Source organism: Lysinibacillus sp. NPDC093688 (assembly GCF_050280145.1).
GTDB lineage: Bacteria > Bacillota > Bacilli > Bacillales_A > Planococcaceae > Lysinibacillus > Lysinibacillus xylanilyticus_B.
Genome location: NZ_JBNNUX010000004.1, coordinates 24,767 through 51,570 on the forward strand (window position 1 = coordinate 24,767; position 26,804 = coordinate 51,570).

23 protein-coding genes and 1 other annotated feature are annotated in these 26,804 nt (G+C 35.3%); of the genes, 19 read left to right on the top strand and 4 right to left on the bottom strand.

Annotation, left to right across the window (positions count from 1 at the left end; genetic code table 11):
• Position 1: 1 nt before the first annotated feature.
• Positions 2 to 1,171, top strand: coding sequence for an 8-amino-7-oxononanoate synthase (gene bioF, locus ACQKN2_RS05015; protein WP_427413980.1), 1,170 nt, complete (start codon positions 2 to 4; stop codon positions 1,169 to 1,171).
• 170 nt (positions 1,172 to 1,341) lie between these two features.
• On the opposite strand, the gene ACQKN2_RS05020 is transcribed toward bioF, so the two are convergent.
• The 3 genes from ACQKN2_RS05020 to ACQKN2_RS05030 form a co-directional block, all read right to left on the bottom strand.
• Complete coding sequence (locus tag ACQKN2_RS05020) at positions 1,342 to 2,196, bottom strand: transglutaminase family protein (RefSeq protein ID WP_427413981.1); 855 nt, start codon at positions 2,194 to 2,196, stop codon at positions 1,342 to 1,344.
• Between the two features lie 61 nt (positions 2,197 to 2,257).
• Positions 2,258 to 3,223, bottom strand: coding sequence for an alpha-E domain-containing protein (locus ACQKN2_RS05025; RefSeq protein WP_427413982.1), 966 nt, complete (start codon positions 3,221 to 3,223; stop codon positions 2,258 to 2,260).
• Positions 3,177 to 4,667, bottom strand: a complete 1,491-nt coding sequence (locus ACQKN2_RS05030; RefSeq protein ID WP_427413983.1) for a circularly permuted type 2 ATP-grasp protein — start codon at positions 4,665 to 4,667, stop codon at positions 3,177 to 3,179. Before ACQKN2_RS05030 ends, ACQKN2_RS05025 begins: the two co-directional genes overlap by 47 nt.
• A gap of 264 nt (positions 4,668 to 4,931) precedes the next feature.
• Between ACQKN2_RS05030 and ACQKN2_RS05035 the strand changes: the two genes are divergently transcribed.
• From ACQKN2_RS05035 to proS, 8 genes are all read left to right on the top strand, one after another.
• On the top strand, positions 4,932 to 5,066 hold the full coding sequence (locus ACQKN2_RS05035; protein WP_427413984.1) for a hypothetical protein: 135 nt from the start codon (positions 4,932 to 4,934) through the stop codon (positions 5,064 to 5,066).
• 38 nt (positions 5,067 to 5,104) lie between these two features.
• The gene (locus ACQKN2_RS05040; protein ID WP_427413985.1) at positions 5,105 to 5,518 is read left to right on the top strand and encodes a hypothetical protein; all 414 of its coding nucleotides are present in this window, start codon (positions 5,105 to 5,107) and stop codon (positions 5,516 to 5,518) included.
• A 402-nt stretch (positions 5,519 to 5,920) separates the two neighbouring features.
• On the top strand, positions 5,921 to 6,883 hold the full coding sequence (locus tag ACQKN2_RS05045) for a tyrosine recombinase XerC (protein ID WP_427413986.1): 963 nt from the start codon (positions 5,921 to 5,923) through the stop codon (positions 6,881 to 6,883).
• Between the two features lie 82 nt (positions 6,884 to 6,965).
• Positions 6,966 to 7,466 carry a DinB family protein gene (locus ACQKN2_RS05050; protein ID WP_427413987.1) on the top strand — a complete coding sequence of 167 codons (501 nt, stop codon included), beginning with the start codon at positions 6,966 to 6,968 and terminating at the stop codon, positions 7,464 to 7,466.
• Between the two features lie 477 nt (positions 7,467 to 7,943).
• The gene (locus tag ACQKN2_RS05055; protein WP_036126419.1) at positions 7,944 to 8,093 is read left to right on the top strand and encodes a hypothetical protein; all 150 of its coding nucleotides are present in this window, start codon (positions 7,944 to 7,946) and stop codon (positions 8,091 to 8,093) included.
• Positions 8,094 to 8,698: 605 nt separating this feature from the next.
• Complete coding sequence (locus tag ACQKN2_RS05060) at positions 8,699 to 8,869, top strand: transcriptional regulator (RefSeq protein WP_427413988.1); 171 nt, start codon at positions 8,699 to 8,701, stop codon at positions 8,867 to 8,869.
• 381 nt (positions 8,870 to 9,250) lie between these two features.
• Entirely contained in the window at positions 9,251 to 10,954 is a 1,704-nt protein-coding gene (locus ACQKN2_RS05065) for a putative bifunctional diguanylate cyclase/phosphodiesterase (RefSeq protein WP_427413989.1), read from the top strand.
• Between the two features lie 360 nt (positions 10,955 to 11,314).
• Positions 11,315 to 11,533: a binding site (T-box leader), on the top strand.
• 72 nt (positions 11,534 to 11,605) lie between these two features.
• Entirely contained in the window at positions 11,606 to 13,042 is a 1,437-nt protein-coding gene (gene proS / locus ACQKN2_RS05070; RefSeq protein ID WP_427413990.1) for a proline--tRNA ligase, read from the top strand.
• 71 nt (positions 13,043 to 13,113) lie between these two features.
• Here proS and ACQKN2_RS05075 read toward each other — a convergent pair whose 3' ends face one another.
• On the bottom strand, positions 13,114 to 13,854 hold the full coding sequence (locus ACQKN2_RS05075; RefSeq protein ID WP_427413991.1) for an SDR family NAD(P)-dependent oxidoreductase: 741 nt from the start codon (positions 13,852 to 13,854) through the stop codon (positions 13,114 to 13,116).
• A gap of 129 nt (positions 13,855 to 13,983) precedes the next feature.
• Between ACQKN2_RS05075 and ACQKN2_RS05080 the strand changes: the two genes are divergently transcribed.
• The 10 genes from ACQKN2_RS05080 to ACQKN2_RS05125 all read left to right on the top strand — a co-directional run bounded on the left by ACQKN2_RS05080 (position 13,984) and on the right by ACQKN2_RS05125 (position 26,719).
• A complete protein-coding gene (locus tag ACQKN2_RS05080; protein ID WP_427413992.1) occupies positions 13,984 to 14,823 on the top strand; it encodes a LysR family transcriptional regulator in 840 nt (279 codons plus the stop codon).
• Between the two features lie 275 nt (positions 14,824 to 15,098).
• The gene (locus tag ACQKN2_RS05085) at positions 15,099 to 16,526 is read left to right on the top strand and encodes an ABC transporter permease (RefSeq protein ID WP_427413993.1); all 1,428 of its coding nucleotides are present in this window, start codon (positions 15,099 to 15,101) and stop codon (positions 16,524 to 16,526) included.
• Positions 16,527 to 16,536: 10 nt separating this feature from the next.
• The gene (locus ACQKN2_RS05090; protein WP_427413994.1) at positions 16,537 to 17,223 is read left to right on the top strand and encodes an ABC transporter ATP-binding protein; all 687 of its coding nucleotides are present in this window, start codon (positions 16,537 to 16,539) and stop codon (positions 17,221 to 17,223) included.
• A 53-nt stretch (positions 17,224 to 17,276) separates the two neighbouring features.
• Positions 17,277 to 17,591 (top strand): hypothetical protein, encoded by a 315-nt coding sequence (locus tag ACQKN2_RS05095; RefSeq protein WP_427413995.1) that lies wholly within the window; start codon positions 17,277 to 17,279, stop codon positions 17,589 to 17,591.
• A 1,061-nt stretch (positions 17,592 to 18,652) separates the two neighbouring features.
• Complete coding sequence (locus ACQKN2_RS05100) at positions 18,653 to 19,636, top strand: MBL fold metallo-hydrolase (RefSeq protein WP_427413996.1); 984 nt, start codon at positions 18,653 to 18,655, stop codon at positions 19,634 to 19,636.
• Between the two features lie 543 nt (positions 19,637 to 20,179).
• Positions 20,180 to 20,866 (top strand): response regulator transcription factor, encoded by a 687-nt coding sequence (locus ACQKN2_RS05105; RefSeq protein ID WP_427413997.1) that lies wholly within the window; start codon positions 20,180 to 20,182, stop codon positions 20,864 to 20,866.
• A complete protein-coding gene (locus tag ACQKN2_RS05110) occupies positions 20,859 to 22,313 on the top strand; it encodes a sensor histidine kinase (protein WP_427413998.1) in 1,455 nt (484 codons plus the stop codon). The genes ACQKN2_RS05105 and ACQKN2_RS05110 overlap by 8 nt, the downstream gene beginning before the upstream one ends.
• A gap of 252 nt (positions 22,314 to 22,565) precedes the next feature.
• Positions 22,566 to 22,892, top strand: coding sequence for an ArsR/SmtB family transcription factor (locus tag ACQKN2_RS05115; RefSeq protein WP_427413999.1), 327 nt, complete (start codon positions 22,566 to 22,568; stop codon positions 22,890 to 22,892).
• The gene (locus tag ACQKN2_RS05120) at positions 22,889 to 23,305 is read left to right on the top strand and encodes an SRPBCC family protein (RefSeq protein WP_427414000.1); all 417 of its coding nucleotides are present in this window, start codon (positions 22,889 to 22,891) and stop codon (positions 23,303 to 23,305) included. The genes ACQKN2_RS05115 and ACQKN2_RS05120 overlap by 4 nt, the downstream gene beginning before the upstream one ends.
• Positions 23,306 to 23,548: 243 nt before the next feature.
• Positions 23,549 to 26,719, top strand: coding sequence for an ATP-binding cassette domain-containing protein (locus tag ACQKN2_RS05125; protein ID WP_427414001.1), 3,171 nt, complete (start codon positions 23,549 to 23,551; stop codon positions 26,717 to 26,719).
• The last annotated feature ends 85 nt before the right edge of the window (positions 26,720 to 26,804 follow it).

A 26,804-nucleotide genomic window follows, 5' to 3' on the forward strand; every position in this document is an offset into this window, starting at 1 on the left:
ATTGGATCAATGGTTTCAACAAGAACTACAATTAATAGAAGAGAAAGGATTGACAAGGAAGTTACGTTCGTTTTCAAATGGAAATGAGAGCGAAGTAATCATGAATGGTAAGAAGTTCTTGCTTTTTTCATCTAATAACTATTTAGGTCTTGCAACAGATTATCGGTTGAGAAAGAAAGCATCTGAAGGTATTAGTAAATACGGTACAGGAGCTGGTGGTTCAAGATTAACAACTGGAAATTTCGTTATTCATGAACAGCTTGAATCTGAAATTGCGGATTTGAAGAATACTGAAGCTGCCATTGTTTTCAGCAGTGGTTATTTAGCGAACATTGGCGTGATTTCGAGTGTGATGAAGGCAGGGGATATAATATTTTCTGATGCCTGGAATCATGCGAGTATTATAGATGGTTGTCGCCTTAGTCAAGCAAAAACAATTGTTTATGAACATGCGGATATGGTGGATTTAGAGCAGAAATTGAGGCAATCACATGGAGATGGAAAGAAGTTAATTGTGACGGATGGCGTCTTTAGTATGGATGGTGACATTGCTCCACTTCCCGAAATAGTTGCGCTAGCAAAGGAATACAATGCTTACATAATGATTGATGATGCGCATGTGACAGGTATTTTAGGAAGTGATGGTCGTGGTACTGCTGACTATTTTGGATTGAAAGATGAGATTGATTTTACAGTAGGCACGTTGAGTAAAGCGATTGGTGCAGAGGGTGGTTTTGTGGCGACGTCGTCAATTGCAAAGAACTATTTACTAAATAACGCTAGATCATTTATTTTCCAAACAGGTTTATCTCCAAGTGCGATTGAAGCCGCGCGAGAAGGAATATCCATTATTCAAAATGAGCCCGAACGAAGGGAACAATTGCTGAATAATGCTAAGTATTTACGTTTGAAATTGGAGGAATCCGGTTTTGTAGTTAATGAGGGGGAAACGCCAATTATATCTCTTCTTATTGGTGATTCCCGTGAAGCTATGCAATTTTCTGAGAAACTTATGGATGAAGGTGTCTTTATTCCAGCAATTAGACCACCAACTGTGCCAAAAGGGTCAAGCCGATTGCGGATTACAGTAATGGCTACACATACAATGGAGCAGCTCAATACAGTTATAAATAAAATTAAGAAAATAGGAAAAGAAATGGGTATTGTATAAAAAGTCTAATAGAACTTAATAATTTTGAAAAAATGTTTAATGACTAAATAATCGTTGTTGGATTACTGAGAACTTTAGTTTTCAAAACAATAGATCATAATAAACCCCCTGATTCTTCTGCCTAGCGTAGAAAAATCAGGGGGTTTAATAATAACCATTACCCATTTTTGTTACAAATGATTCAATGCTTTGACACTCACTTTAACTGTTAAATCATGCTTTCCACCTGAATAAACACCTTCAACAGGACTAATATCGGAATAGTCACGGCCAATGCATAAAATAATGTGATTTTCTAATACTTCTACATTATTAGTTGGATCGAGGCCAATCCAGCCGATTCCTGGTATCATAACTTCTACCCAAGCATGGGTTGCAATATCACCGATTAATGCGGAGTTTTCGTCCACATATAAATAACCGCTCACATAGCGTGCTGGAATTCCTTTAGCTCTTAGCACCGCAAGCATGACATGTGTGAAATCCTGACAAACACCTCGCTTAAGGGCGAAGGCTTCACTTGCCGTTGTCGTCACATCGGTTGCACCCGGATCGTATTCAAAAGTCGAGTATAAATATTGCATTAAATTTAATGAAAATAGTACAGGATTTTCAGCATGACCAATGGCATGATAAACTTCCTCTAACTGATTGTCTGTCATATACGTAAATTGTGTAAACTTTAAATAAGGTAAATAATGCTCATAAAACAATTGCGAGTGAAAAATGGTCTGCATCTCTGGTGAATATTGAATACGATGAATAAATGGTGCACGTTGAATGCTGACAATAGAGGTCGTTTGAATTTCTAGTTCTTGATGCTGCTCTGGTATATAAAAAGTGCCAACCGTATTGCCCCATATATCTGTATGCTCATTCGTTAAAGATGAAGGTGTAATGGCAATGCGATAGGTTAATAAGCGCTGTCGCTCATCGCCTCTTGGCTTTAAGCGGATTGTATTTAAGCTTTGATCGACTTCAGACTCATATTGAAAAATATTAGTATGTTGAATTTCAAATTTCATTGTGTCCGCTTCCTTTGAATTACTGACTTGCTTGTTGATAGGGAGCTGTCGTTGATTCCTTTCAAGGTTGTACGCTGGGTTCATATAAATGATAAATTGTTGAAAATGTATTGCCAAAATCAATACATTGACACAATCTTTCCTCCATTAAAAAAATAGTTTCTTCTAAAGTACTATTCCATACATCTACATTCATTATGGCAAACAATACACTTTTTAATGGGGCATGAAGCTCTAAAAATCTTGCTGAAAGAGGATCATTTTCTAAACAAATAAATGCTTCTTCTAATTTTTGTAAGCAAAACATTACTGAACGTGGGAAATGCTTATCCTGTAATAAATATTGAAGTACACACAGTAAGTTTGTTTGGCGATGCTTTTGTAAATAAGACTCCGTCGCCTCTGATAAATCGAGTAAAAACGAACCGTCCGCTTCTACTAAGGAGATGGCTATTTCTTTATGTTGCTCCAGTATAATTAAAGCCATACGAATCGTTTTTTCTGCACGCTCTAACCATTTCCCAACTTGTATGAAATAAAAGGGTACATCTCGATCCATTGAACCTTCGATAAGCCCGGTAATCGTCAAAGAAGTCTTACGAACATTTTGTAAAAAAGAGTTAAGAACGATAAGTGGAATCGGTCTTTCACGTTCCAATATGTCTTGCTGTAAGGATAAATAAAAGGCGTTTTGCAATTCCCAAAGCTCAATGGGGATGCTATCTCGAGTTACACGCGCATTTTCTCTTACAGCACGTAAAGTGGCATGAAGAGCGTTACCATTATTAGTTGAAAAGAGTAGATATTCGATAAGTGGATTAACTCGAATCGACTCAAAGAAGTTCAAGTACTCTTCCTTCGAGGCGCAAATATTCAACACCGCTTCCCAATGATCGATGTATTCATTTTCTTTGCCAGATTGCTCCAACATATTCAACAGCTGTACTTGTAATATATGTGCATTCGATTGTGATCGTTCACTATATCGTGCCATCCAGTATAGTGCATCGGCTACTCGACTTAGCATACTGCAATTCCTCCTTTAATATCCAAGTATCTTTTGCTCCTCCACCCTGTGAAGAATTCACGACTAAAGATCCTTCTTTTAATGCTACACGCGATAAACCACCAGGAAGCACATAAATATCCTCACCCTTCATTACATATACACGCAAATCGACATGACAGGGATAGAATCTCCCATCCTGGAAAGCTGGTGCTCTAGACAGACTAATCGTTGGTTGTGCAATGTATTGATGTGGGTTTTCCATAATTTTTTCCTTATAAATAGCGATTTCTTCATCACTCGCATGCGGACCAATAAGCATATCATAGCCACCAGAGGCACTAACATTTTTAATGACAAGCTCGCTCATATGTTCAAGAACCCAATCTAGCTGCCGATCATCAGCTAGATGATAAGTCTTCACATTACGTAAAATAGGTTCCTCATTTAAATAGTAGCGAATCATATCCGGTACATAGGCATACATCGCCTTATCATCTGCAACACCGTTACCAACTGCATTTAAAATAGCAATATTTCCAGCTTTATAAGCATCGAAAATATGTGGAACTCCGAGCAAAGAATCGTCACGAAAAACAACAGGATCTAGGAAATCGTCATCAATTCGACGATAAATAATATCGATTTGCTTTAGCCCGTGTATAGTCTTCATGTACACTTTATCGTCTCTGACCACTAAATCACGACCTTCAACAAGCTGAATATTGAGCTGCTGTGCTAAAAAAACATGATCGTAATAGGCCGAATTATACATACCAGCTGTTAAGAGGACAGCTTTAGGTTCTCTATCTGGTTCCATACAAGGTGGTCGATGAGCAAGGAGTGCCTTCTTCATAAAGGCCATTTGTTTGTCGAGTGACTGGATCGTATGTTTAGAGAAAAATTCAGGATACACTTCCTTCATCACAGATCGATTTTGAAAAACATAGGAAATACCTGAAGGATTGCGTAAATTATCTTCTAACACGTAGTAAACACCATTTTCATCGCGAATCAAATCGATACCAGCTAAAAAAATATGATTTTCGATAGGTACTTTTACACCAATCATTTCCTTATAATAATACGGATTGTTTTCAATGAGCTGTTTCGGAATAAGCCCATCCTCAACAATAGATTGTTCATGGTAGACATCATGTAAAAAGCAATTTAAGGCTTTCACACGTTGCTTCATCCCGGCTTCTATTTCTTGCCACTGTTCATGTGGAATAATAATAGGTATAAAATCAAAGGGCATTGTCCGTTCTGTTCCACCTTGTGCTCCATATACGGTAAATGTAATGCCTTGCTTAAGGAATCTAGATTGTGCTTGCTGATATTTTTCCTCTAATTGCTCCTTTGTGAATGCATTGAGCTTATGGTGGAAAGACCGATAATGAGGCTTCGGTTGATTGCCATCTAACATTTCATCAAAAAACAAACCAGATTCATAGAAATTCATCATATGGATCGCCCTCCGAATTTAAGTAGTAGAGTAAACGTGTTACACTAAATATGACTCAATTTCGCCTTGGCGTAATTTCGTCCGGATTTTGAATTGTGCCTAGGCCTGCACGAGGGCCGACACGATGTCGGTCATTTCGGTAATGCCACAGGACGTGGCGTTTTTACCGATGCAGGTCAGTTAGCCGTTTTCGCAGGATGCGAAGGTTTTAGGCTAACATCCTTTATTCATTCCTTTCAAAATCCGTGACATCCGCCGGAGGCTTTGGGCCAACAAGATGTTGGTCACTCAGTCGTTGCCACAGGACGTGGCGTTCTTAGACTGAGTTCCTCTATTTCAGTTGGCCATTGGGTACCAATTGAAAATGAACTACATCTGCATTCATCTCACTACTTTTAGAGGAATGAAGATGAATACATATAAAAGGAGATAGAAACATGACAATCATTAACTTAATGCAAGCTTATGAGCTAGACAAGCTTTCGAAATTAGATTTTACTAATGAGGAGATTGTGCGCACATTGCGAACAGGGGATTTATCAGTTTGGCAGGAAAAACTACCAAACTATGAATTTTCCGAAACAATGGCACTTTTTCAAGAAGGAGAACAATTATTCTTGGACGCTTTGCAAGGTAACTACCGTATCAAATATGTAACTTTGCCAGGCATCCAACGTTTACTGTATCTTCGTTTCCAATTAGAAGAGGGTACGGATTATCAATTATTAGAAACAGGCATCCAACACTTAACTTGTAATGAGGAAACAATCGAGAAGCTTCAGCGTATGCTATCAACAAATTGGTCTCTAGCAAAACAAGTAGATGGGACATATAGTATCTTTATCTCGTAAACGGATTTTGTCCTAGCTTAATTGACGCTTCGCTTTCTCACGGGTAAACAATGTGCCCAAAATTGACAAAAACCAAATAATTCCACGCGCGTTGTGAGAAGAATCGACATGTATAGTTACCCACCTTTGCATTTTTCGAATCGTCTCACAGCACATAGTTCATTTAGTTCACTAGATTTAAATATTCATTTTTTTTGCGCTTTATGCCTAAAAAGTGAAATTTCCAAAAAAAACTTTAAAAAAGATGATTTTCTTGCTAAAAGAGAATCATCTTTTTTGTCACTCAAATAGCGTACGTATGTTTCTTTTATTTTAAAAAAGCACTTTTTTCATCATAAAGTTCCCAAATTTATATTTGGGAACGTTTTTTCGTGGTAAAATAGAGCAAATAGAGGTGATTTTATGGAAAAGCCTAAGCTGCCAAAAATAATGAGAGATTTCCTTGTTTATTTAACAACGATTAAAGGGAAGTCTCAACGCACTAGAAAAGAGTACGAATATGATTTGACATTATTCTTCCGTTTTTACATAGCCATTCAGAATGAGCATGAACTATCAGATTTAACGAAAATAGATATTTCTACTATTTCAATAGAAGAAATTCGTGAATTGACATTAGAAGATCTTTATTTATTTATGGAATATTGCGAGGTACAGCGTGGGAATTCTGCATCAGCGAGAGCACGTAAAGTAGCAACGTTGAAGTCATTTTTTAAGTACCTGAAAGGGAAACGTCGTCTTATAGAGGAAAATCCGGCAGATGAATTAGAAACACCAAAAATAGGACGGAAAAGACCTATTTATATGAATATCGAGGAAGCGACGCAATTTATCGATGGTATCCAGCCAAATCGTGCTTCACCGAGAAATTATTGTATGATGATGTTTTTCTTAAATTTAGGGATTCGTGTGACAGAGCTTTGCCAGCTAAATAGGTCATCTATACAAGGGCGCTACTTAACAGTTGTTGGGAAAGGAAATAAAGAACGGACTGTTTATTTGAATGATAGCTGTGTACAGGTACTTGCAGACTATGAAAATAGCGGAAAGTCAGCATATAAAGGTGAGGGAGAGGAGCCCCTTTTCATCTCCCAAAAGGGAACTCGCTTTACCCGTCAAACCGTTGCAAAAATCGTTAAACAAATTAACCAGCAATCCGGACTTCAAAAAGAACGACTGACACCACATAAGTTACGACATACATCCGCAACAATGATGTATAAATCAGGGGCAGATATTCGGAGTCTTCAGCACATACTGGGCCATTCAAGTGTGGCAACAACACAAATTTATACACATATTGAAAATGAAGAGCTGCAACATGTACTCGAAAATAATCCATTCAATATTGTTCGGGCAAGATAATTTCTAATATAAAGAATACTTTACATGGTATGGAACATATACAGAATAGGAATCAAAAATCGTTTGGTAAGGGGAGTAGCTTATGAATCAATTAATTAACGACCATTTAAGTGAAACAAGAAATAACTTAGTAGAGGAGATTAAATTATTAAGTGATACTCAATTCAATGCTAAGCCTGAGGCAAACAGTTGGAGTATCGCCCAGGTTTGCCATCACTTAACTTTAACGGATGCATCTTTTATAAGATTGATTGCGTGGGCATTAAAACAAGAAGATAGTAAACAAGCGGAACGTAAAAATATTCATATTATCGCAGATAGAACAAAGAAAGTCCCAGCACCAGAATTTGTTGTACCAGCTGAAGACTTTTTTACAGTTCAGCAAATTATTGAGTTACTTGACGATTCGAGAGGGAATTTTACAACTTTCCTTGATACAATTGAAGATCCATCTTTGTTAGCAGAAAAATCCTTTAAACATCCTTTTCTTGGCGATTTACCCCTCGATCAATGGGTAGAACTAGTTTCAATTCATGAACAACGACATATTGAACAAATAAAAGAAATTAAAGCATTAATCTAAGTTGAGCACTAATGAACTTGCTGGAAACTATATAAAAAGAATGAAAAAAAGAAAAGCACGACATTATGTTAAAAAAACTATTATAGAGATTAAAAATTCAATCGCATTAGAAATAATCTGGAACATTATAATATTTATCCCTAGAATGACAATCCGATTATTGAAAAATACATGGTGAAAGGTCTAATTTCTCGATATTAATATTGAGAAATTGGGCTTTTTTAAAGTGATTTTTCTTGAAGCTATCGTTCAGGTAAATAATCAATCAAAGATGATGAAGTATTATTTACTATTCGAAATTTACGAGAGCCATTGTTTTGATCAATCATTTTCAAAATAATGGTTTTTGTTATGTCGTGGAATTAAGTCTTCAAGGTTATTTTAATTGTAAAGCTTGACGAAATCAATCATCTGTTATATATTAATTAAAAATATAAACAACTGTTATAAAACAGTTTAGTTCTAGGAGGAATTTTAATGACAAAGTATCGTGATGGTTATGAATTTTATTGTGAGATGTGTGAGCGTTATGGTTTAGAGCCAATTTCATTCCGCTATTATGTGTTACAGTTATCACAGCAGCAACTTTCAGCTTATAATATGCAAGCAAAACAATTAGGCATTTAAAAGGTTTAACATTAAAGGATGTGGTTAGAACGGACGCCGAAGTGAATATTTTATGAAAAGCCCAGCCATACTAATTTAAATGGACTGGGCTTTCGACTATTTGAAAGAAATATCAGAAAATTCATTGACACAGTAACTAAACTGTTATATATTATTAAAAAATAATAAAACTGTTATATAACAAAAAAGAGGAATGCATATGTCTCATTATAAAACTGGCTATGAATTTTATCTTCATTCAGTAAAAGACTTCAACCTTTGAAGGTATGAGATGTATGAGGTTGTCACTTCTTTGCAGTCAGTATCCAAATACTTACTGAATGAAAATAAAGCCTCCGGCGGATGTCACGGATTATCAAAGGAATGAATATAAGGATGTTAGCCTAAAACCTTCGCATCCTACGAAAACGGCTAACTGACCTGCATCGTGCAGGCCTGAGCACAATTCAAAATCCGGACGCAATTACGCCAAGGCGAAATTGATTGAAGGAAGTGTGAACAATTTGATTTAGAACCGATCAATTTCTATTATTATGTCAATCAATTATCACAAGAACAATTAGAATATTATAATGAGGTTGCACAAACGAAAGGAAGTTATTAGGATGACAGAATATCGAGAAGGCTATGATTTTTATCGACAAGTATGTGAGAACCATGGCTTAGAGCCCATAAATTTTCACTATTATATGTTGAACTTATCTCAGGAGCAACTAGATGCCTACAATGAACGAGCCAAAACATTGGGAGGTCCAATAGAATATGAAGTCTCTTAGCTTATAAAATACCTTACTGCCTAGTTATGACAGTAGGGTATTTTTGGTATTTATCATAAATAATAGAATTATTCAAGTGCTGTGAAATTACAGAAAGTTCATATATTCGAAAAAATAGGCTAAATATAACATATGATTAGTCTAAGGTAATTAAAGTATTCTACAACAAGCGTTTTAAGTAAGTTAAAAGACCTTGTTTTTGGGGTCTGTTCTATTAAATATCATCAAATATTGATTTGAATGTTTTAACATTTGGGTTGAATTAACTGCTTTTCTAATACTATAATATAATTACATAATAAAGGGCGATATCCCATAACTTTATACCCTACTTTTTATAAAACAAAAGTACCAAACCCTTCTAATGAACGGAGAATGTAAATGATGAATATCACGCCTAGTAGTATTAATCAAATTAACTATAGTCTGAAAGAATTACAAGATATTTTTTCTGCAATGAATAGTTCAATCATCGTAGCAATTACAGACCGAACTGGGAAAATTACGTTTGTTAATGATCATTTTTGCAAAATTTCTAAATATACTCGTGAAGAATTAGTAGGGCAAGATCACCGTTTACTGAATTCAGGTTACCATCCAAGATCTTTCTTTAGAGAGATGTGGAAAACGATAGGTAAAGGTGATATGTGGAATGGCGAGGTGTGTAATCGCGCGAAGGATGGCAGCCTATACTGGGTGAAGACAACGATTTTCCCTTTTCTTGATGACGATGGTAAACCGTATCAATATATTGCTATTCGAGTCGATATTACCGCACAAAAGGATATAAAAAAGATTACCCATATTGCTTATCACGATGAATTAACGGGGCTTCCAAATCGTCGTAAGTTAGAGCAACGTTTAGAAAATGAATTCCATCAATCTCGACGTACAGGTGAGAAGTTTGCGTTATTTTTCATTGATGTAAATCGTTTTAAAAACATTAACGATGGACTTGGTCATATCATCGGGGATATGTTCTTAGTGGAAATGGCGCATCGACTACGCAACATTGATTACACATCGAATTCTATCTACCGCCACAATAGTGATGAATTTGTGATTATACTAAACGATGTTGACCGTGTTGAGGAGAAGGCTGAGGAAATAATTAGCGTCTTTAATGAGAGTTTTATTGTGAATACGTATGAATTTTACGCAAGTATTAGTATTGGAATTAGTATCTTTCCCGATCATGCAAACTCTGCGGAGGAATTATTGAAAAATGCGGATATCGCTATGTATTCTGCTAAATCTTCACGTGGTAATCAATATCGCTTATATCGTCCAAATATGGATGAAATCAATGATAAATGGCTATTACTTGAAACAAAATTACATCAAGCGTTAAAAAAAGATATTTTAGAATTACATTATCAACCAAAAATTGATTTAAAAACGAATACAGTGATTGGTATGGAGGCATTACTTCGCTGGCATGATCCTGTACTTGGTTATATACCACCGGATCACTTTATTCCATTTGCTGAGGAATGTGGGCTTATTAATGATATAGGGGTATGGGTGTTAAGAAAAGCATCTGCCCAGGCACGCACTTGGAACGAGGTACATAATGTAAACTTACGTGTTGCCGTAAACATTTCTCCGATTCATATTAGTACATCAGGCTTTGTCGAAATGGTACGCGAAATTATTTCAGAAACAAAAATAGATCCGCACTTATTAGAAATAGAAATTACAGAGATGAGTATGTTGGATTATACGAAAGACTTGATCAATACTATTAACCAATTAAGAACACTTGGTATTACGATTTCTATAGATGATTTCGGAACGGGTTACTCGTCGCTCAATTATTTAAAAACATTCCCCGTAGATGTTTTAAAAATAGATCGTACATTCGTCCGTGATATTTTGCCTGAAAAATCAGGCATTGCCATGATTTCAGCTATGATCTCTTTAGCGCATGCCCTAAATCTTCAAGTTGTAGCTGAAGGCGTCGAGGAAGAAGCAGAATTAAATGTGTTGCGTGAGCATGGCTGCGAGTACGTACAGGGCTATTATTTCAGTAAGCCACTATCGGTAGAGGACTTTACACAATTGATACTTGATAGTTCTATGTAAACAATAGGGAGGATCTTGTCTTAAGTTTAGGACAAGATCCTCCCTATTGTTTATGGTTATATGATTACGAAATGAAATTTTACAACGAAAGAAGAAAGAACAAATGAGTAGCGAGCGCTGCTCTTTTTTCTTTTTGGATTGGCTGGCCTATGATATTACTCCGATAGCCTAAACCGCAATTAATCGAAAAAAATAACGATTTGCAATATCAATTGGTGAAAAATCTTTTGTATTTTGAAAGTAGCTTTAGGCTAGTTAGAAGCAATTTGGTCCACCGGAAAGTAAAGTCAATTTTCTGATATTTCCCGAAAAATAATTGTATTTGAAATATTTCAATTGTTTTGCTAAAGTTATATAAAATATAAATTGATGATGTGGCCAAGTAAGATAGAATTGTGAAACAGAAAATATAGCAACTGTTGAGAGCTATATCACCGCTTCTATCCGAAACCTACCACGGAGATGTTATGCAAACATAACCGAGTCGTTTTCGTTACAAAACGTTTGAGGGTTTTAAAATTTACTTAAAACTAAATTCAAGGTGGTACCACGTTTATTCGGCACAAAGACGTCCTTATAGTAGGACAGCTTTGTGCTTTTTTATTTTTATTCAATAGGTGGCAAACACCTGATAGAAATGGAGGAAAGAACATGACAACACAACAAAATGATTTTTCAAAATGGTACATTGAGACAATTCAAAAGGCGGATTTAATGGATTATACACCGGTTCGTGGCTGTATCGCATTTAAACCAGACGGCTATGAAATTTGGGAACACATTCAGGCAGAGATGGACCGCCGTTTTAAAGAAACAGGCCATCGCAACGCTTATTTCCCTATGTTAATCCCTGAATCCTTCTTCCAAAAAGAAAAAGATCATATCGAAGGTTTCTCACCAGAGCTTCCTTGGGTAACGGAAGCAGCAGGTGAAAAATTAGAAGAACGTTTAGCACTTCGTCCGACCTCTGAAACGATGATTGGACATCTATATTCAAATTGGATTAAAAGTTATCGTGATTTGCCGGTCCTAATTAATCAATGGGCAAATGTTTTTCGCTGGGAAAAGAAAACACTTCCGTTCATTCGAACATCTGAATTTTTGTGGCAAGAGGGCCATACAGCGCATGTTGATGAAGAAGATGCGCGTAAAGAAACAATGCAAATGTTAACGGTCTATAAAGAGGTAGTCGAGGGTTTACTTGCAATTCCCGTCTATGATGGACAAAAAACACCTTCAGAACGTTTTGCAGGAGCGGTTGATACATTTTCTATCGAAGCAATGATGAAAAATGGAAAGGCTGTACAAGCTGGGACCTCTCACTATTTAGGGACAAAGTTCGCTGAAGCCTTTGATATTAAGTATTTAAACAAAGCTAATCAGCATGAACATGTACACACAACATCTTGGGGGACTTCCACACGCCTAATCGGTTCTGTCATTATGGTTCACGGTGATGAACAGGGACTTGTTTTACCGCCACGAATTGCACCAACCCAAGTTGTTTTAATACCTGTAGGCCCATGGAAAAAGAACCCTGAAATTATGGAGAAACTAGATGACATCTTCGCGGCCCTTAAGAAGAAGGGAATTCGAGTTCGTCTAGATGATTCGGACCAATCACCTGGCTTCAAATTTAACGAATGGGAATTAAAAGGTGTACCGATTCGTATTGAATTAGGACCTCGTGATTTAGAGAAAAATCAGGCATTGTTAAAAGCACGAGATGAAGATGAGAAGCAATCCATTGACCTGAATGATATTATCTCAGCCATTGAGGTAGAACTAACAACGATGCAAACTCGCTTATTTGAAAAAGCACGGACATTCCGTGATGAAAACGCTCATACAACGATCGATACACTGCAGGAATTACAGCAGCATATTAACACTTCAAAGGAAAATGGGTCTATTCCGGGCTGGATTCTTGCTGGATGGTGTGGAACTGATGCATGCGAGGAAAAAGTGAAAGAAGAGACGAAATATACTTCCCGTAACATTCCGTTTAATCCACCAACAACGAAAACTACTTGTATTTGCTGTGGCAATGAAGCAAAGCATACAGTTTGGTTTGCTCGAGCATATTAATATCCAAACACCCTCTTATCAACCAATAAAGAGGGTGTTTAACACTTTAGAAAAGTGGGTTATTTTAAAATTCAAAGCGTTTGACCATTATCAATTGTAAAAACTTGGCCAGTAACAGACTTTTGAGTCAATTGAAATAGAATAGCCTCTGCAATATCATCTGGTGTTGAAATTCTTTTCAGTGGTAAATTACCTGCAAGTTGAACCATTTTATCTTCATTTCCAGACCACCATCTCGTTTCAATTGCACCAGGAGATATACAATTCACTCTAATCTTAGGTGCTAATGCGATAGCTAACGATCTAGTCATTGTGTGAATGGCTGATTTCGTTGCTGCATAGGGGATAGATGAGCCTATTCCGGTCATTCCAGCCACGCTACCCATATTCACAATCACTCCCGATTGTTGCTTCTTCATATAAGGGACAACTGCTTTTACGCAATGAAACATTCCTTTCACATTTACGCTGAAAAGGGAATCCCATACTTCATCTGTAACGGCATCTATGTCATCCAAAGCTATTTGAGCTGTAATACTTGCATTATTTACTAAAGCATCAATCGTCCCGAAAGTTACAACAATATAGGATACTAACTCATTCACTTCTTTTGCTATTGCTACATTTGCTTTATACGCGACTGCAGTTCCTCCTAGCTGTGTAATCTCATTTACTACTTCGAAAGCTTCTTTTTTAGAACGACTATAATTAATGACAACTTTTGCACCTTCAGCTGCTAACTTAATAGCTGTTGCTCTTCCAACACCAGTGCCGCCACCCGTTATTAGAACTACTTTATCTTTTAATTCCATGCTAAAACATCCTTACTTTATTTAGATTTTTAATACATTTCTATTATATTTTTATGTATATGGCGTGTATAATACTGAATAATGAAGAAGGTATCATTTTAAATGATACCAGTGGAAGGAATGTAATTATTGGAAAGTCATGATTTGTGGATTTTTAAACATGTTGCGGAACTACAGTCGGTATCAAAAGCTGCTGAAAAACTTGGCTATGTACAACCTAATGTCAGTCAACGAGTAAAGGGTTTGGAAGATGAACTAGGTGTAAAATTATTTATGCGCAATAATAGAGGCGTAACATTGACCGAGGAAGGAAAAGTCTTACTCGAGTATACACATCAAATAATACTTTTAATGGATGAAGCTAAGTCATTAGTTAATCCTACAAAGTGGAGAGAATCTCTTACAATAGGTGCTTCTCAAACAATTTCTGCAGTTAAAGTTCCTCAATTGTTTTCTTCTTTTTTAAGAGAGTATAAAAATATTGATGTAAAAATAAGAACGAATGATCAGGGAAAGTTACAAGAAATGCTTACTTACGGAGAACTTGATGGTGTTTTTATTAATGGAACATCTAATGACTCACAATTTGAAACTGTTTATAGCTATTTTGAAAAACTAGTACTCATTTCACCTAACAATAGTCAATATGAAAAGCAACAAAAGCATACGTTAATTGTAAATAGTGATAAAAATTGCATATACAGAAAGAAAACATTAGATTTTTTCAAAGAGGATCTGTCCATTTTAGAGTTTGATTCACTTGAATCAATTCTTCAAGCCGTTCATGATGGACTTGGTATCAGTATAATACCTGCAGACGTTGCAAATAGTCGAAAAAAAATACAATCTATTAAATATAAGGAGCTTTCTGAAATAATCAAGATAGACTTTATCATCAAACATAGAAAACAACACTCTCAAAGTCTAAAAAAATTTATTGATTTCATACAGAGGACATCATTGTATTAACTTAATTTGAATAACTGATAAAATCTAACAAAAGCGATCCCTGTTGAATTTAAAACTATTTCTTTGGATACTAAAATAATTGAATAAATAATAACAGCACGCAATTTCCCCACCTAAATATCAATTTGGTGGGGAAATTGCGTCTTTTTATTAATAGAATAATTGTTCTTCCAAAAACACATAAATCCCTTTAAATCTCTAGATAAACTCCGCAGTATCTCCATATAAACTACAGGTTACCCATATATATTATAGCTATCAAGGAGGTAATAAAAATGAATTTTATCAAACGAGCATTTTTAAGTGTTAAAGCAAGGAAAGGGAAATCGCTAATATTATTTACTGTATTTTTAGTAGTTTCCAATTTAGTATTAGCGGGTTTCGCTATTCAAAATGTCTCACAAAAGGCGAATGATCACGCTAGACAGACATTAGGTGTTGACGTGAGTCTTAGAATGGACGAAGAGAAGCTTATGGAAAATGTGGCGAAACAGCGACAAGAGAATCCAAATGGAAAAATACAACATCCTGAACTTTTTGCTGATGAAGCAGACCAGTTAGCTAAGTCACCCTATGTAATAGACTACAACTATCTAAAAAGTGACATGCTTGTAGCAGATGATTACACGCCTATTAATGGTGACAAAGATGAGGATGGGGTAATTGGAGCAGTAGGTGGTAGTCACTCTGGAAATATGAAAATGCCTAATACATTTATCCAAGGTGTAAGAAGTTCTGATTTATTACAAGAATTTACAGATGGAACGAATGAAATGATTGACGGTCGTTCAATTGCATCAAAGGATACGAATAAGAAAGTAGCTCTGATTGAAAAACGGTTAGCCGAACAAAACGAGCTTCAAGTTGGTGATAAGTTAAAGATTAAATCAACTGATGAAACATCGGAGGTTGAGTTAGAAATAATAGGGATATACAAAAATTCCGGGATAACTGACTTTGAGGAAAATTTACCAGCTATGATGCACCCATCTAACAAAGTATACACTACTTATGACGCGACGAAAGAAATGTATGAAGAAAGTGATAAAAAGGGTGTATCTATTAACGAAGCAATTTACTACTTAAATGATCCAGAAAATATTCAGGATTTTAAAGCAGAGGCAAAGAAAACAAATATTGATTTCGATTTATTTAAGCTAGATGCGCATGATGCTTTATATCAAAAAATGGTAGGCCCTATCGAGAATATTGCCGCTACTTCCAAAATGATTGTTTATTTAGTATCCGTTGCAGGATCCATTATATTAGGCCTTATTATAATGTTGACCATAAAAGAGCGACGTAAGGAATTAGGTATTCTATTGGCAATCGGTGAAAAAAAGAGGAAATTAATAGGTCAACTGTTAGTAGAAGTACTATGTATAGCTGTACTAGCATTTGGTATTTCTATCATTACAGGTAAAACAGTGTCTCAAAAAATGGGCGACAGTTTATTACAGCAAGAAGTGATTGCTGCCGAAGATCAACAACAAGAATCAAATAATTTAGGATTCTCGTTTGGAATGATCAATAAACAAGAGAAAGATGTTGAACCTATCGACAATATTGATGTAAGTATATTATCACAAGATGTATTGAATTTAGGTGGCCTAGGGCTATTAATTGCGATTTTATCAACACTTCTACCAGCATTATCAATTCTTCGTTTAAATCCAAAAGAAATACTATTAAAAGATGAGTAGGAGGAGTCACATGGACACTATATTACAATTTAAAAATCTATATTACTATTATCAAAGTAATAATAAGAAGAATACTTTATTAGAGAATGTAAACTTTACCTTTGAAACAGGATGTTTCTATAGCATTTTAGGTTCATCAGGTTCCGGAAAAACAACAGCACTTAGTTTAGCAAGTGGTTTAGATAATCCTAAAGAAGGACATGTGCTTTTCAAAGGAAAAGATATACGAAAAATTGGTTTAGATAAATATAGAAATAAATATGTTTCGATCATCTTCCAATCGTATAATCTCATTACGTATATGACGGCTCTGCAAAATGTCGTCACGGCAATGGAAATTACAGGAGTTAACATAAATGATAAAAAAAGAAGAGCTCTCGAATTATTAGAAATGGTTGGCTTATCGGAAATCGAGGCAAAAAGAAAGGTTTTACAGCTTAGCGGCGGTCAACAACAGCGTGTAGCCATAGCTCGTGCATTATCTTGTGAAGTAGATTTATTAATTGCTGATGAACCGACTGGTAATCTAGACGAGAATACTTCGGATGAAATTGTCAAATTGTTTAAAGAACTAGCTCATAAAGAGAACAAATGTATTATCGTTGTCACGCATTCCCAAGAAGTTGCTAAACAATCTGATAAGGTAGTTTATCTTGAAAAACGAAATTTGGTTTGTAAGAATTTGAAGAAGAACTAGTTTGTAAAAATGTAGTTGGAATAGAAGTCAAATATTAAATTGGAGTAGAAAAAATGTGGACGAAAATAGCAACATCCATTGGCTTAGTATCTATCGGAATAGCAATTGGTTTATTTGCGAATTTGATGAATTTAGGCGGAAACCTGGATCAAAGTGAAATCAATATGGACCAAAATAATAACACGTATTCAGAAGAAAATACTCCTGATCAGCGGCACTGGGAATCTCCAAATCCAAGAGGAGAAATGACACCAGAACAGTGGGAGGAGTTCACATCAAAACCAAGTGAGCAGACACCAGAACAATGGGACCCTCACACATCTAATTCAGAAGAAGATATGATACAAGGTTCTACATCTCCTAATTGAATTTCTTTAATGTATTTAAATACAATTCTGTAAGATACTAAAGCCAATCAGATATATCTGATTGGCAGAAATAAAATAATAGTTATGAAAAACATATATTCCCCTTAGGATAAACAAGCAAGTTTATTCTAAGGGGAACTTTGCGTCTTAAAAAATTCTCAAGAAAATTCAGTGAGAATTTTTTCTATTGATGACGTTATTACATGTAAGAAAGATTTGTAGGAAGCTCAAAATTAATGGTAGGAAAGTGAAAAGAATAAAGGGGCGTGTCAAAACTTAAACGGCAAAATAAGAATCCATCTTATTTCAAGATGGATTCTTATTATTGATCATATTGAAAATATATAGATTTTAATAAATGTCATATTAACAAGTGACTTCATACACTTAAAGAAGATGTCCTCTGCTCCCAAAGCTTTAAGGGATACGTAGGTCAAACACGAACACATTAACAACATAAATACGACCAGAAATAACCATGGACGTAGATTGATTTTATACATAATAACTGCTCCTTAACTGAATAAGTTGAATGATATCTGCTGTATAGACAGATAAATATTGATTCTGAACACTCTATAAAGGAGGTTAAAATCAATTTTCTTCCTAACAATTAATGTACATGACCAATCTGGAATCTGTATGAAGATATTGAGGAGTTTATATAGAGAAGTTGAACCCAAAAGCTTTTATTCAAGTGTTGCTTTGAAATAAAGTCAATACGTTTATAAAAAAGGTTCGATGAAAAATGTTATTGTGGATTAAAACAAGGTTTGACCGTTTTCCCTCTTTGAATAGTAATCTAAAATGGTATTTTTATAGTGAAAACTAAAAGAATATCTGAATTTAAAAATCGATTAAGGAAATGAAGAGTGACAATAAGCTGTTCCACTAAAGGGCCAGATTGTTGAGTAAACACTAATAGACATTAAAACATATATTGCTGGCAAGGACTATCTTAAAAAGAATACGTTCTATTTATTCAGAATATTGTGTGATATAATATTGAACGAGCTCTCGGTCATTATGCTTTATTCATTGCATTTAAGGGGGAATAGGTTATGGGGAAATCTAGTATTGTTTTCTTTGAAAGAAAATTTCCAAGTGCCAATATGGTTTTAATTAAGGATGAGCTTCCTATTCTGATTGACACTGGTTTTGGAAGTGATAAAGAACAAACGGAACAATTAATTAGAGAAGCAGGCGTTTTACCAGAAGAATTACACCTTGTTGTGAATACGCACTATCATAGTGACCATGTAGGAGGCAATTTTTATCTTCAAAAGAAATATGGTGTTAAGATTGCTGCTCATAAATGGGATGCCGATTTAATAAATTTGGGGGATACTGAAGCTTGTAGTGCAGAATGGTTAGATCAGCCCGTGGAACCATATCGAGTCGATAGAAAGCTCTCGGATAACGATGAGATTCATACAGGAAACAGAACCTTGAAAGTCTTGCATACACCCGGGCATACATTAGGACATATTTCTTTATATGAACCTGAAGAGAGGATATTAATTTGCGGAGATCTTTTTCATAAAAATGATATTGGATGGTTAAATATCTTTCGAGAAGGTATAGCATCTATACACCAATCAATAGAAAGCTTGGATCGATTGGCTACGCTCCGAATTGAGCAGGCTTATTCTGGACATGGACCTCAAATAGACGATCCACTTAGTTCAATAGATTCAGCAAGAAATCGGTTCGATAAGTGGGTCAAAAGCCCAGATAAGGTTTCATGGCATGCGTGTAAGAGGATTTTTGCATTCACATTAATCATGAAAAACGGATTAGCAAAGGAAGAAATTAATCACTACCTATTACAATGTGGCTGGTTTCAAGATTTTGCACGTTACTCTTTCCAACTTCAACCAGAAGAATTTATTCCAATCCTACTTGACGAAATGATTCGTTCAGGAGCAGCAAGCTGGCACAATAATCATTTAGTAGCCCTTACTCCGTACAAAGCACCAGAAAAGGAATGGGTGAATAAAAACATTAAGCCGAAAGATTGGAAACCTCAAGACTTTCTCGTATAATCATACATCGAATTATTAATGACGCTAGGAAAAGTTTGGGAATCACTTTTTGAAGTGATGTCTTTTATTAAATAGCTTATATACCCTTAATATAATTTTATAGTTATTCCATAAAAGGGCGCATTTGTTTGAATATTGAAGGTAACATATCATTAGACTTTTTTATATAAAATTAACTTAATACCGCTAGATAAAAATCCATTTTGATCGATCTTTTTTCAAAATGGATTTTTCTAAATTACCGAAAAATACATATTTATGAGGTGTTTTAAATCAAACTTTATTTCAAAGCAACATCAAGCCGATTATCCTCTCAATGAGGTTACCCAACCAACGTCGTAAAGTCCCCCATCTTCGCAAATGAGATTATTCGAGTACTAATATATATTGTGCTAACTATTTAGAGAGAAGATAAATAATAGCGTTGGCAGCAATTATTAATTCCATCTCAAATTGAAGATTTGCTTTATGAAAGAGAGGATAGTAGAGGTTGCAAAGGGAATATGAGGTATCTTCACATAAACTACAGATTGAACGGTTATAATGGGCTTCGAGGGGGATATATCGATGAACTATCATATTCTTGTAGTAGAAGACGATTTAGAAATTCAAGAATTAATTAAACAGTTTTTGATGACACAAAATTATACAATAGAGGTTGCTTCAGATGGGTTAGAGGGAATGAAACGTTTTAATACACAACCCTTTGATTTAATTCTTCTTGATGTAATGATGCCAAACCTTAATGGATTTGAAGTTGCCAAAATGATCCGTAGTCAGTCAAACATACCCATTATTATGTTGACGGCTTTAGAAGAAGAACAAGATCAAATGAAAGGCTTTGATATAGGGATTGATGATTATATAACAAAACCCTTTTCATTTCATGTGTTGATTAGACGAGTACAAGCAGTTCTAAGAAGAAGTTCTAATAAAAATAGAGATAATCATTTAAATTTTAATGAACTGAATGTTGATTGCGATGGATATAAAGCTTATGTTAATAAAGTTGAAATACCGTTAACAACTAAAGAGTTCGAAATTTTACAACTACTGCTTCTTAATGAAAAAAAGGTGCTTACTAGAGAAATCATTGTAGAAAAAATTTGGGGATATGAATTTTCAGGAGAAACACGGATGATCGATACACATATAAAAAATTTAAGAAAAAAATTAAATATACCCTATATAAAAACAGTAAAGGGTATTGGGTACAAAATCGATGAATAGGATTGTAAACATCATGAAGATGAAACGAATAACGTATAAGCTCTTTATGATCACTTCGCTCATATTATTATCTTTTGCAGTCTTGATTTATTTAACGTTATACTTCTTCCTTCCAACATTTTATGAACAATATAAAACGAATCAGCTCCAATCTGGAATAGAGGAAATAATTAATGAATCTAAGAATTTAGCATTAAAAAATGTGATACCACTTTTTGATGAGTACACCAAAGAAAACAATGCGATCATTTACTTACAAACTAAAGAAGGATCTATTATATACTCGCCTTCTTTTTTTATTCAGGGGAATACGCAACCACCAATACTTACTGCAAAAACAGCGCCAATACAGAATCTAGAAAGCCTTAATAATGCATTTAATGTTACTTTACCCATCCAATTCCTAGATGAAGATAATTTAATGGTTACTGTATTTGCGACATTCCAACCTATTGATGAAGCGACACAGGTCTTAGTCCGTTTTCTCCCTTATATAAGTATCATTGTAGTGTGTATCGGGTTAGGAAGTGCCTTTTTATATTCAAGGTTCATTACAAAACCTCTCATCTATATTAATGAAGGTGCGCAAAAGATGGCAAACTTGGATTTTTCCGAAAACATCGTAGTTCGTTCAAATGATGAATTAGAGGAACTATCCAATAGCTTGAATGAGATGTCGAATAACTTGCAACGAACTATGCTCGATTTACAAAAAGCAAATGAGCAATTAAAAGATGATATTGAAAGAGAGCGAAAAATCGAAACAAAACGCCGAGAATTTTTCGCAACAGTTGCACATGAATTAAAAACTCCGCTCACTGTTATGAAAGGATATTTAGAAGGGATGATTTATCATATCGGCCCTTATCAAAATCGTGACCTCTACTTAGAAAAAAACCACGAAATTATCGAAAGAATGGAACAATTAGTTCGAGAGATTTTGAGCATGTCTAAATTAGAACAAGATACCTTTAAATTGCAATTGGAAGAAGTCAACCTTTTAGAATTATTAGATTCAATAACGAAAGATCTCGGTTTTTTTGCTTCTCAAAAAGACATTCAGATTATAAAACAAATTCCTCCTAACATGAATGTACGCATAGATCGTGATTTATTAGAAAAAGCTTTCAAAAACATACTTCATAATGCGATTACGTATTCACCGCACGGAGAAACAGTATTTATAGACGTAACTGATCTCCCAAAAGAAAATCAGATTCAAATACAAGTGATTAATACAGGTGTCACAATTAAAGAAGAGGAAATACAACAATTATTTGAGCCATTTTATAGAATCGAAAAATCGAGAAATAGAAATACTGGTGGGAGCGGACTAGGTCTTTATATTGTCAAACAGATATTTGAATCTCTTTCTATTACCTATTTAATGAATAGTACCCAAAATGGTGTTCAATTTTTAGCTACTATTCCTAAAGGAAGATCATAGTATAAATTTGGACTTAAACAACGTCGTCTAGTTAAAAAAACTTATTCCACATAAAAATATCAGTCAAAAGAGTGTCAAATTGTAAAGGGATTTGACACTCTTTTTTTATTGTTGTGGAATGCTTTCTAATTATTGATAAATAAAGGAATAAAACGAATGCCATTTTGTCAAAAATAATATTTGACTAGACACTAAATGGTGTCATATAATTAAGACACCATTTAGTGTCCTATTCATAAGGGAGAGGAGATTTTGAGTGAGAAAAATCTAGAGCGTGATGTGTATGCTGCGATTGCTGACCCAACAAGACGTCAATTAATACGTTTGTTGGCAGATGCAGATGAATTACCTCTTCACGAATTAACGGCTCAATTTCAAATGGGTCGTACAGCCGTTTCTAAGCATTTGGCTATCCTGAAAGATGCTGATCTCGTAATAGCTCGAAGGGTAGGTAGGGAAACGAGATATCGGTTGAATGCCAATCCATTGAAAGAAATTCAAGATTGGGTATCGTATTACGAAGAATTCTGGAAAGAAAGAATGGCTAAATTAAACCTTATATTGGAGGAAAAAAAATGAAAGCAGATGTATCTTTAGATTACCAATTTACAAGTTCAATCGAGAAAGTTTGGAACGCATTAACGGATTCAGACACTCTTGAAAAATGGATCTGGAAAAATGATTTTGAACCAATCGTAGGGCATAAATTTCAATTCCGAGCTGAGCCAAACGAATGGTGGGATGGAATTGTCAATTGCGAGGTGCTTAAAGTAGAAGAGCCCCATACATTATCTTACACATGGGCAAGTGCTGGAGAAATCACTACGGTTACATGGACGTTGACACAAGGTGCAGATGGAACTACTAATCTACATCTAGATCAATCTGGATTCAGTGAAGCAACGAAAGCCCGTCAAGGAGCAATCGATGGAGCTAAATATGCTTGGATTAATAATGGTAATCAGCTTGAAAAAGTGTTAGCAGAACTATAATCAATCGTAACTGTTTATATAAATAAACCGACGCTTTCCCAAACACGGAAAGCGTCATTTTTAACTTCTTTCAGCAAAAGCTGAAATAGAGGAACTCAGTCTAAGAGCGCCACATCCTGTGGCAACGACTGAGTGACCAACATCATGCGCCGAGGCATAATTGATTGGCATGTCAAAACACAACAAATACACTTGAAGTTATGCTAACATGACAGTACTAGTTTGAATGGAGAGAAATATCCGATGAAAATAAATCAATTAATTGCTAACAATATTAACCGATTAGATGTGGACTTGCCGGAAGATCAATCTTTAGGAATTGCTGGATTGTCCGGATCTGGAAAAACTACATTTTGCCAAGCAATTGGTGAAGAATCCAAAAAGCGTCTCGTTTCTTTATTACCAAAAGCTGAATATCAGTATTTATTTCCTACTATTATGGAAACGAATTTTAGTGCCATTAAGATACGAGAAATGCCTTTAGTCCTTTTTCTCGGAAAATCATCCATTTCTGCCAATCCACGTTCAACGGTCGGTACTCATACAGGTGTTTTTAAAGAGATTCGTGAAAAGCTAGCAGATAAGTTTGATCTTTCGCAAGAAGTTTTTTCCTTTAATAATGCATTAGGCTGGTGTCCTGCTTGTAAAGGGCGTGGTACGACTAAAAATGTCGAATGTAAAAAGTGTGAGGGTAAGCGCTATAATCCGGAAGTTGAGCAATATAAGTTTGAATTATGGAATCAACCATATAGTATTTCCGATATTAACAATTTAAGTATAGAAGCGATTTATTCCCTTTCAGAGGAATTAGCGATTAGCGAAGAAAGACAACGGATTCTTACGAATATTATCCAAATGAATATTGGTTACTTAACGTTAAACCGAATCATGGGGACTTTGTCTGGTGGGGAATTAACACGATTGTACTTGGCAGAATTTATGGCAGCTAGTGAAAATACGGTCATTATTATTGATGAAATTTCAGTTGGACTTGATCATCAAACGCTGTTGAAAATTTTAGAGCAGATTAAACAATTGGGCTATAAAAACCAAATTTGGCTTATTGATCATTCTGATACGGTGCTTGATACAGCGGATGAGCAGCTGTTCTTTGGGCCTGGCAGTGGGAAATACGGCGGTAAAATTGTCGAAGTATCACCACGTCCAGAACCAGTCTATTGGGACCGAAATCAGGCAAAGCCTACAGACTATTATCAATTCCAAGAACTTTTCTGTCGTAACATTGAAATGACTGACATCCAGATTCCTAAAAATAGACTCGTAACCGTTACAGGTGAGTCTGGTTGTGGGAAATCGACCCTTGTCAATGAGTGTATCTCTAAGAATTTCCAAAAACGATATCCAAAAGATAAACTGGTTATGGTAGGACAAGACCGAAACCAATCGATTACTAGCCGATCAACGGTTGCAACGTTTCTTGATATTAAAAAGAAAATGACGAAATACAGTGACGAAATTGATGATATTTTCCAACGTTCCATTGAGGACATTATCGAGGAGCTTCCAAATGAAGACATCGCACATAAACGTTTAAGTTTACTGATCAAGCTAGGGCTCGGTTATTTGACGTTGGAAAGAAAAACACAATCCTTATCAACAGGTGAATTCCAATGTGTTCATTTAGTGTCTGAGCTGTTTTCGAACGCAAGAAATCCCCATACGCTGTTTATTTTTGACGAGCCATCAAAAGGTTTATCACAAAATATTTTAAACCAATTTATTGATAGTGTCAGGGACATTTTGCATGATGAATCCGTCTCTATATTGATGATTGAACATAATACTTATATGATGGAAAGCTCTGATTTCATCGTAGATTTTGGTAAAAGACAGGAGGAACCTGTTCGACATCTAGATGTTGTCAGTCATGATGATTATTTTAGTCAACATCACAATACAAATAGTGTTGCTCCATTGCATATATCTTCAACACTAGATTCAAAAAATGGCATTCATTACTTAGAAGAGAATCATATTAGCTATTTTAAAAATGCCGAAAACATCTACAAAGGCGGTATTTTAAAAAGCTTATCATCTATGGCCCGATTAATTTATGGTGAATACGAATCCGCAACTATTGCACCCGTCGTCGCCATTGATTTAGAAAGACACTTATATAGTCAGTATAGTTTTTTATATGAAATCGGTGGCCTCATCAACCATATTGTGGCGGCACATCCGACGAATAAAGATACAAGAAGCTTCGACTTCTTTAGTCAGGAAAATCATTGCCCAAGCTGTTCTGGCCGCCTGCAAATTGAAAAATTTGATTTTGATTTGGTCATAGAAGACAAAACAGTGCCATTTTGGGATGGCCTATTACATTCAGACGTGATGGACGTATTAAACTATTATCAATATCCGAAATTGCAGTTCCTGTTTGATGAGATTAAAAATGATCTGGGTCAAGATATTAGTAAAAGCTACAATGACATGACAGCAGAAGAAAGACATACATTCCTATATGGTTATTGGGAAAAATCATTTTATGATAAAGCAACGAAGTCTTCAAAAAAATGGGAAGGTTTTAATTTTATCCTTGGACGTTATATGGTGATCTCGAAATCAATTATTAAAGAACAAATGAAAGCATCAAAAGAGATGATTGCCTGTCCAATCTGTCAAGGAGCCGTGATAAACCATAAGAAAACACTAACATTTGGGGACACAGATATTCGTGAGCTTATTCATCAACCGATCGATCAGGTCATAAAAACGATTGGCAACTTACCAGAGCTTGAAAAACTAAAAACAATTGTTGGTGGCGATATGACACTTACGGAAGATGTCTCCTTACTTCCTAGAGAAACACAAGTGTCGTTAAAAATGCTGGAATTAGAACTCGCAAGCTTTGCTGGATATGAAATAGTCCTACGAAATGTTTTACCATTCTGGGATAAAATACAAGATAATATCGAAGCCATAAGCAGCAAAAACCGAATGACAATCTGTGATTTCGCCAATATTGACGAAACGAGAGAATCTATTATTGATCAGTATTTCACGAATGGAAAATACAAAAAATTAACGTACGTTTATGAAGCATTTGGCTACAAAAAAATCGTCACTCAAATTAATAAAATTAAAGCAAGCCATAAATGTCCATTCTGTAGTGGAAAGAAAGTCATTTCAGAAGATAATCTCCATGATGGCGTTTATAAATTATCAGTACCATGTGTTCGTTGCTATGAAAGTGGTATCAACGATGAAGGGCGTAAGGAAATTGTCGATGGAGTAGACGTGCAAACATGGCTAACTGGCAAAGTAAGCGATGTTGTAGCTGAAAGCTTACGAACAGAGGCTGTTGCCGATATTCCCATTTTTAATCGAATTCGTGAGCTAAATAAACGAGAGATGATGGCGATTTACCAATGCCTTGTGGAAAATAATTAATTAAAGCAAGCCATATTTTAAAAGAAAGCTACCTCAAAAACTCATTTGCAAAAATAAATGCAAATGAGTTTTTATGTTATCCTGA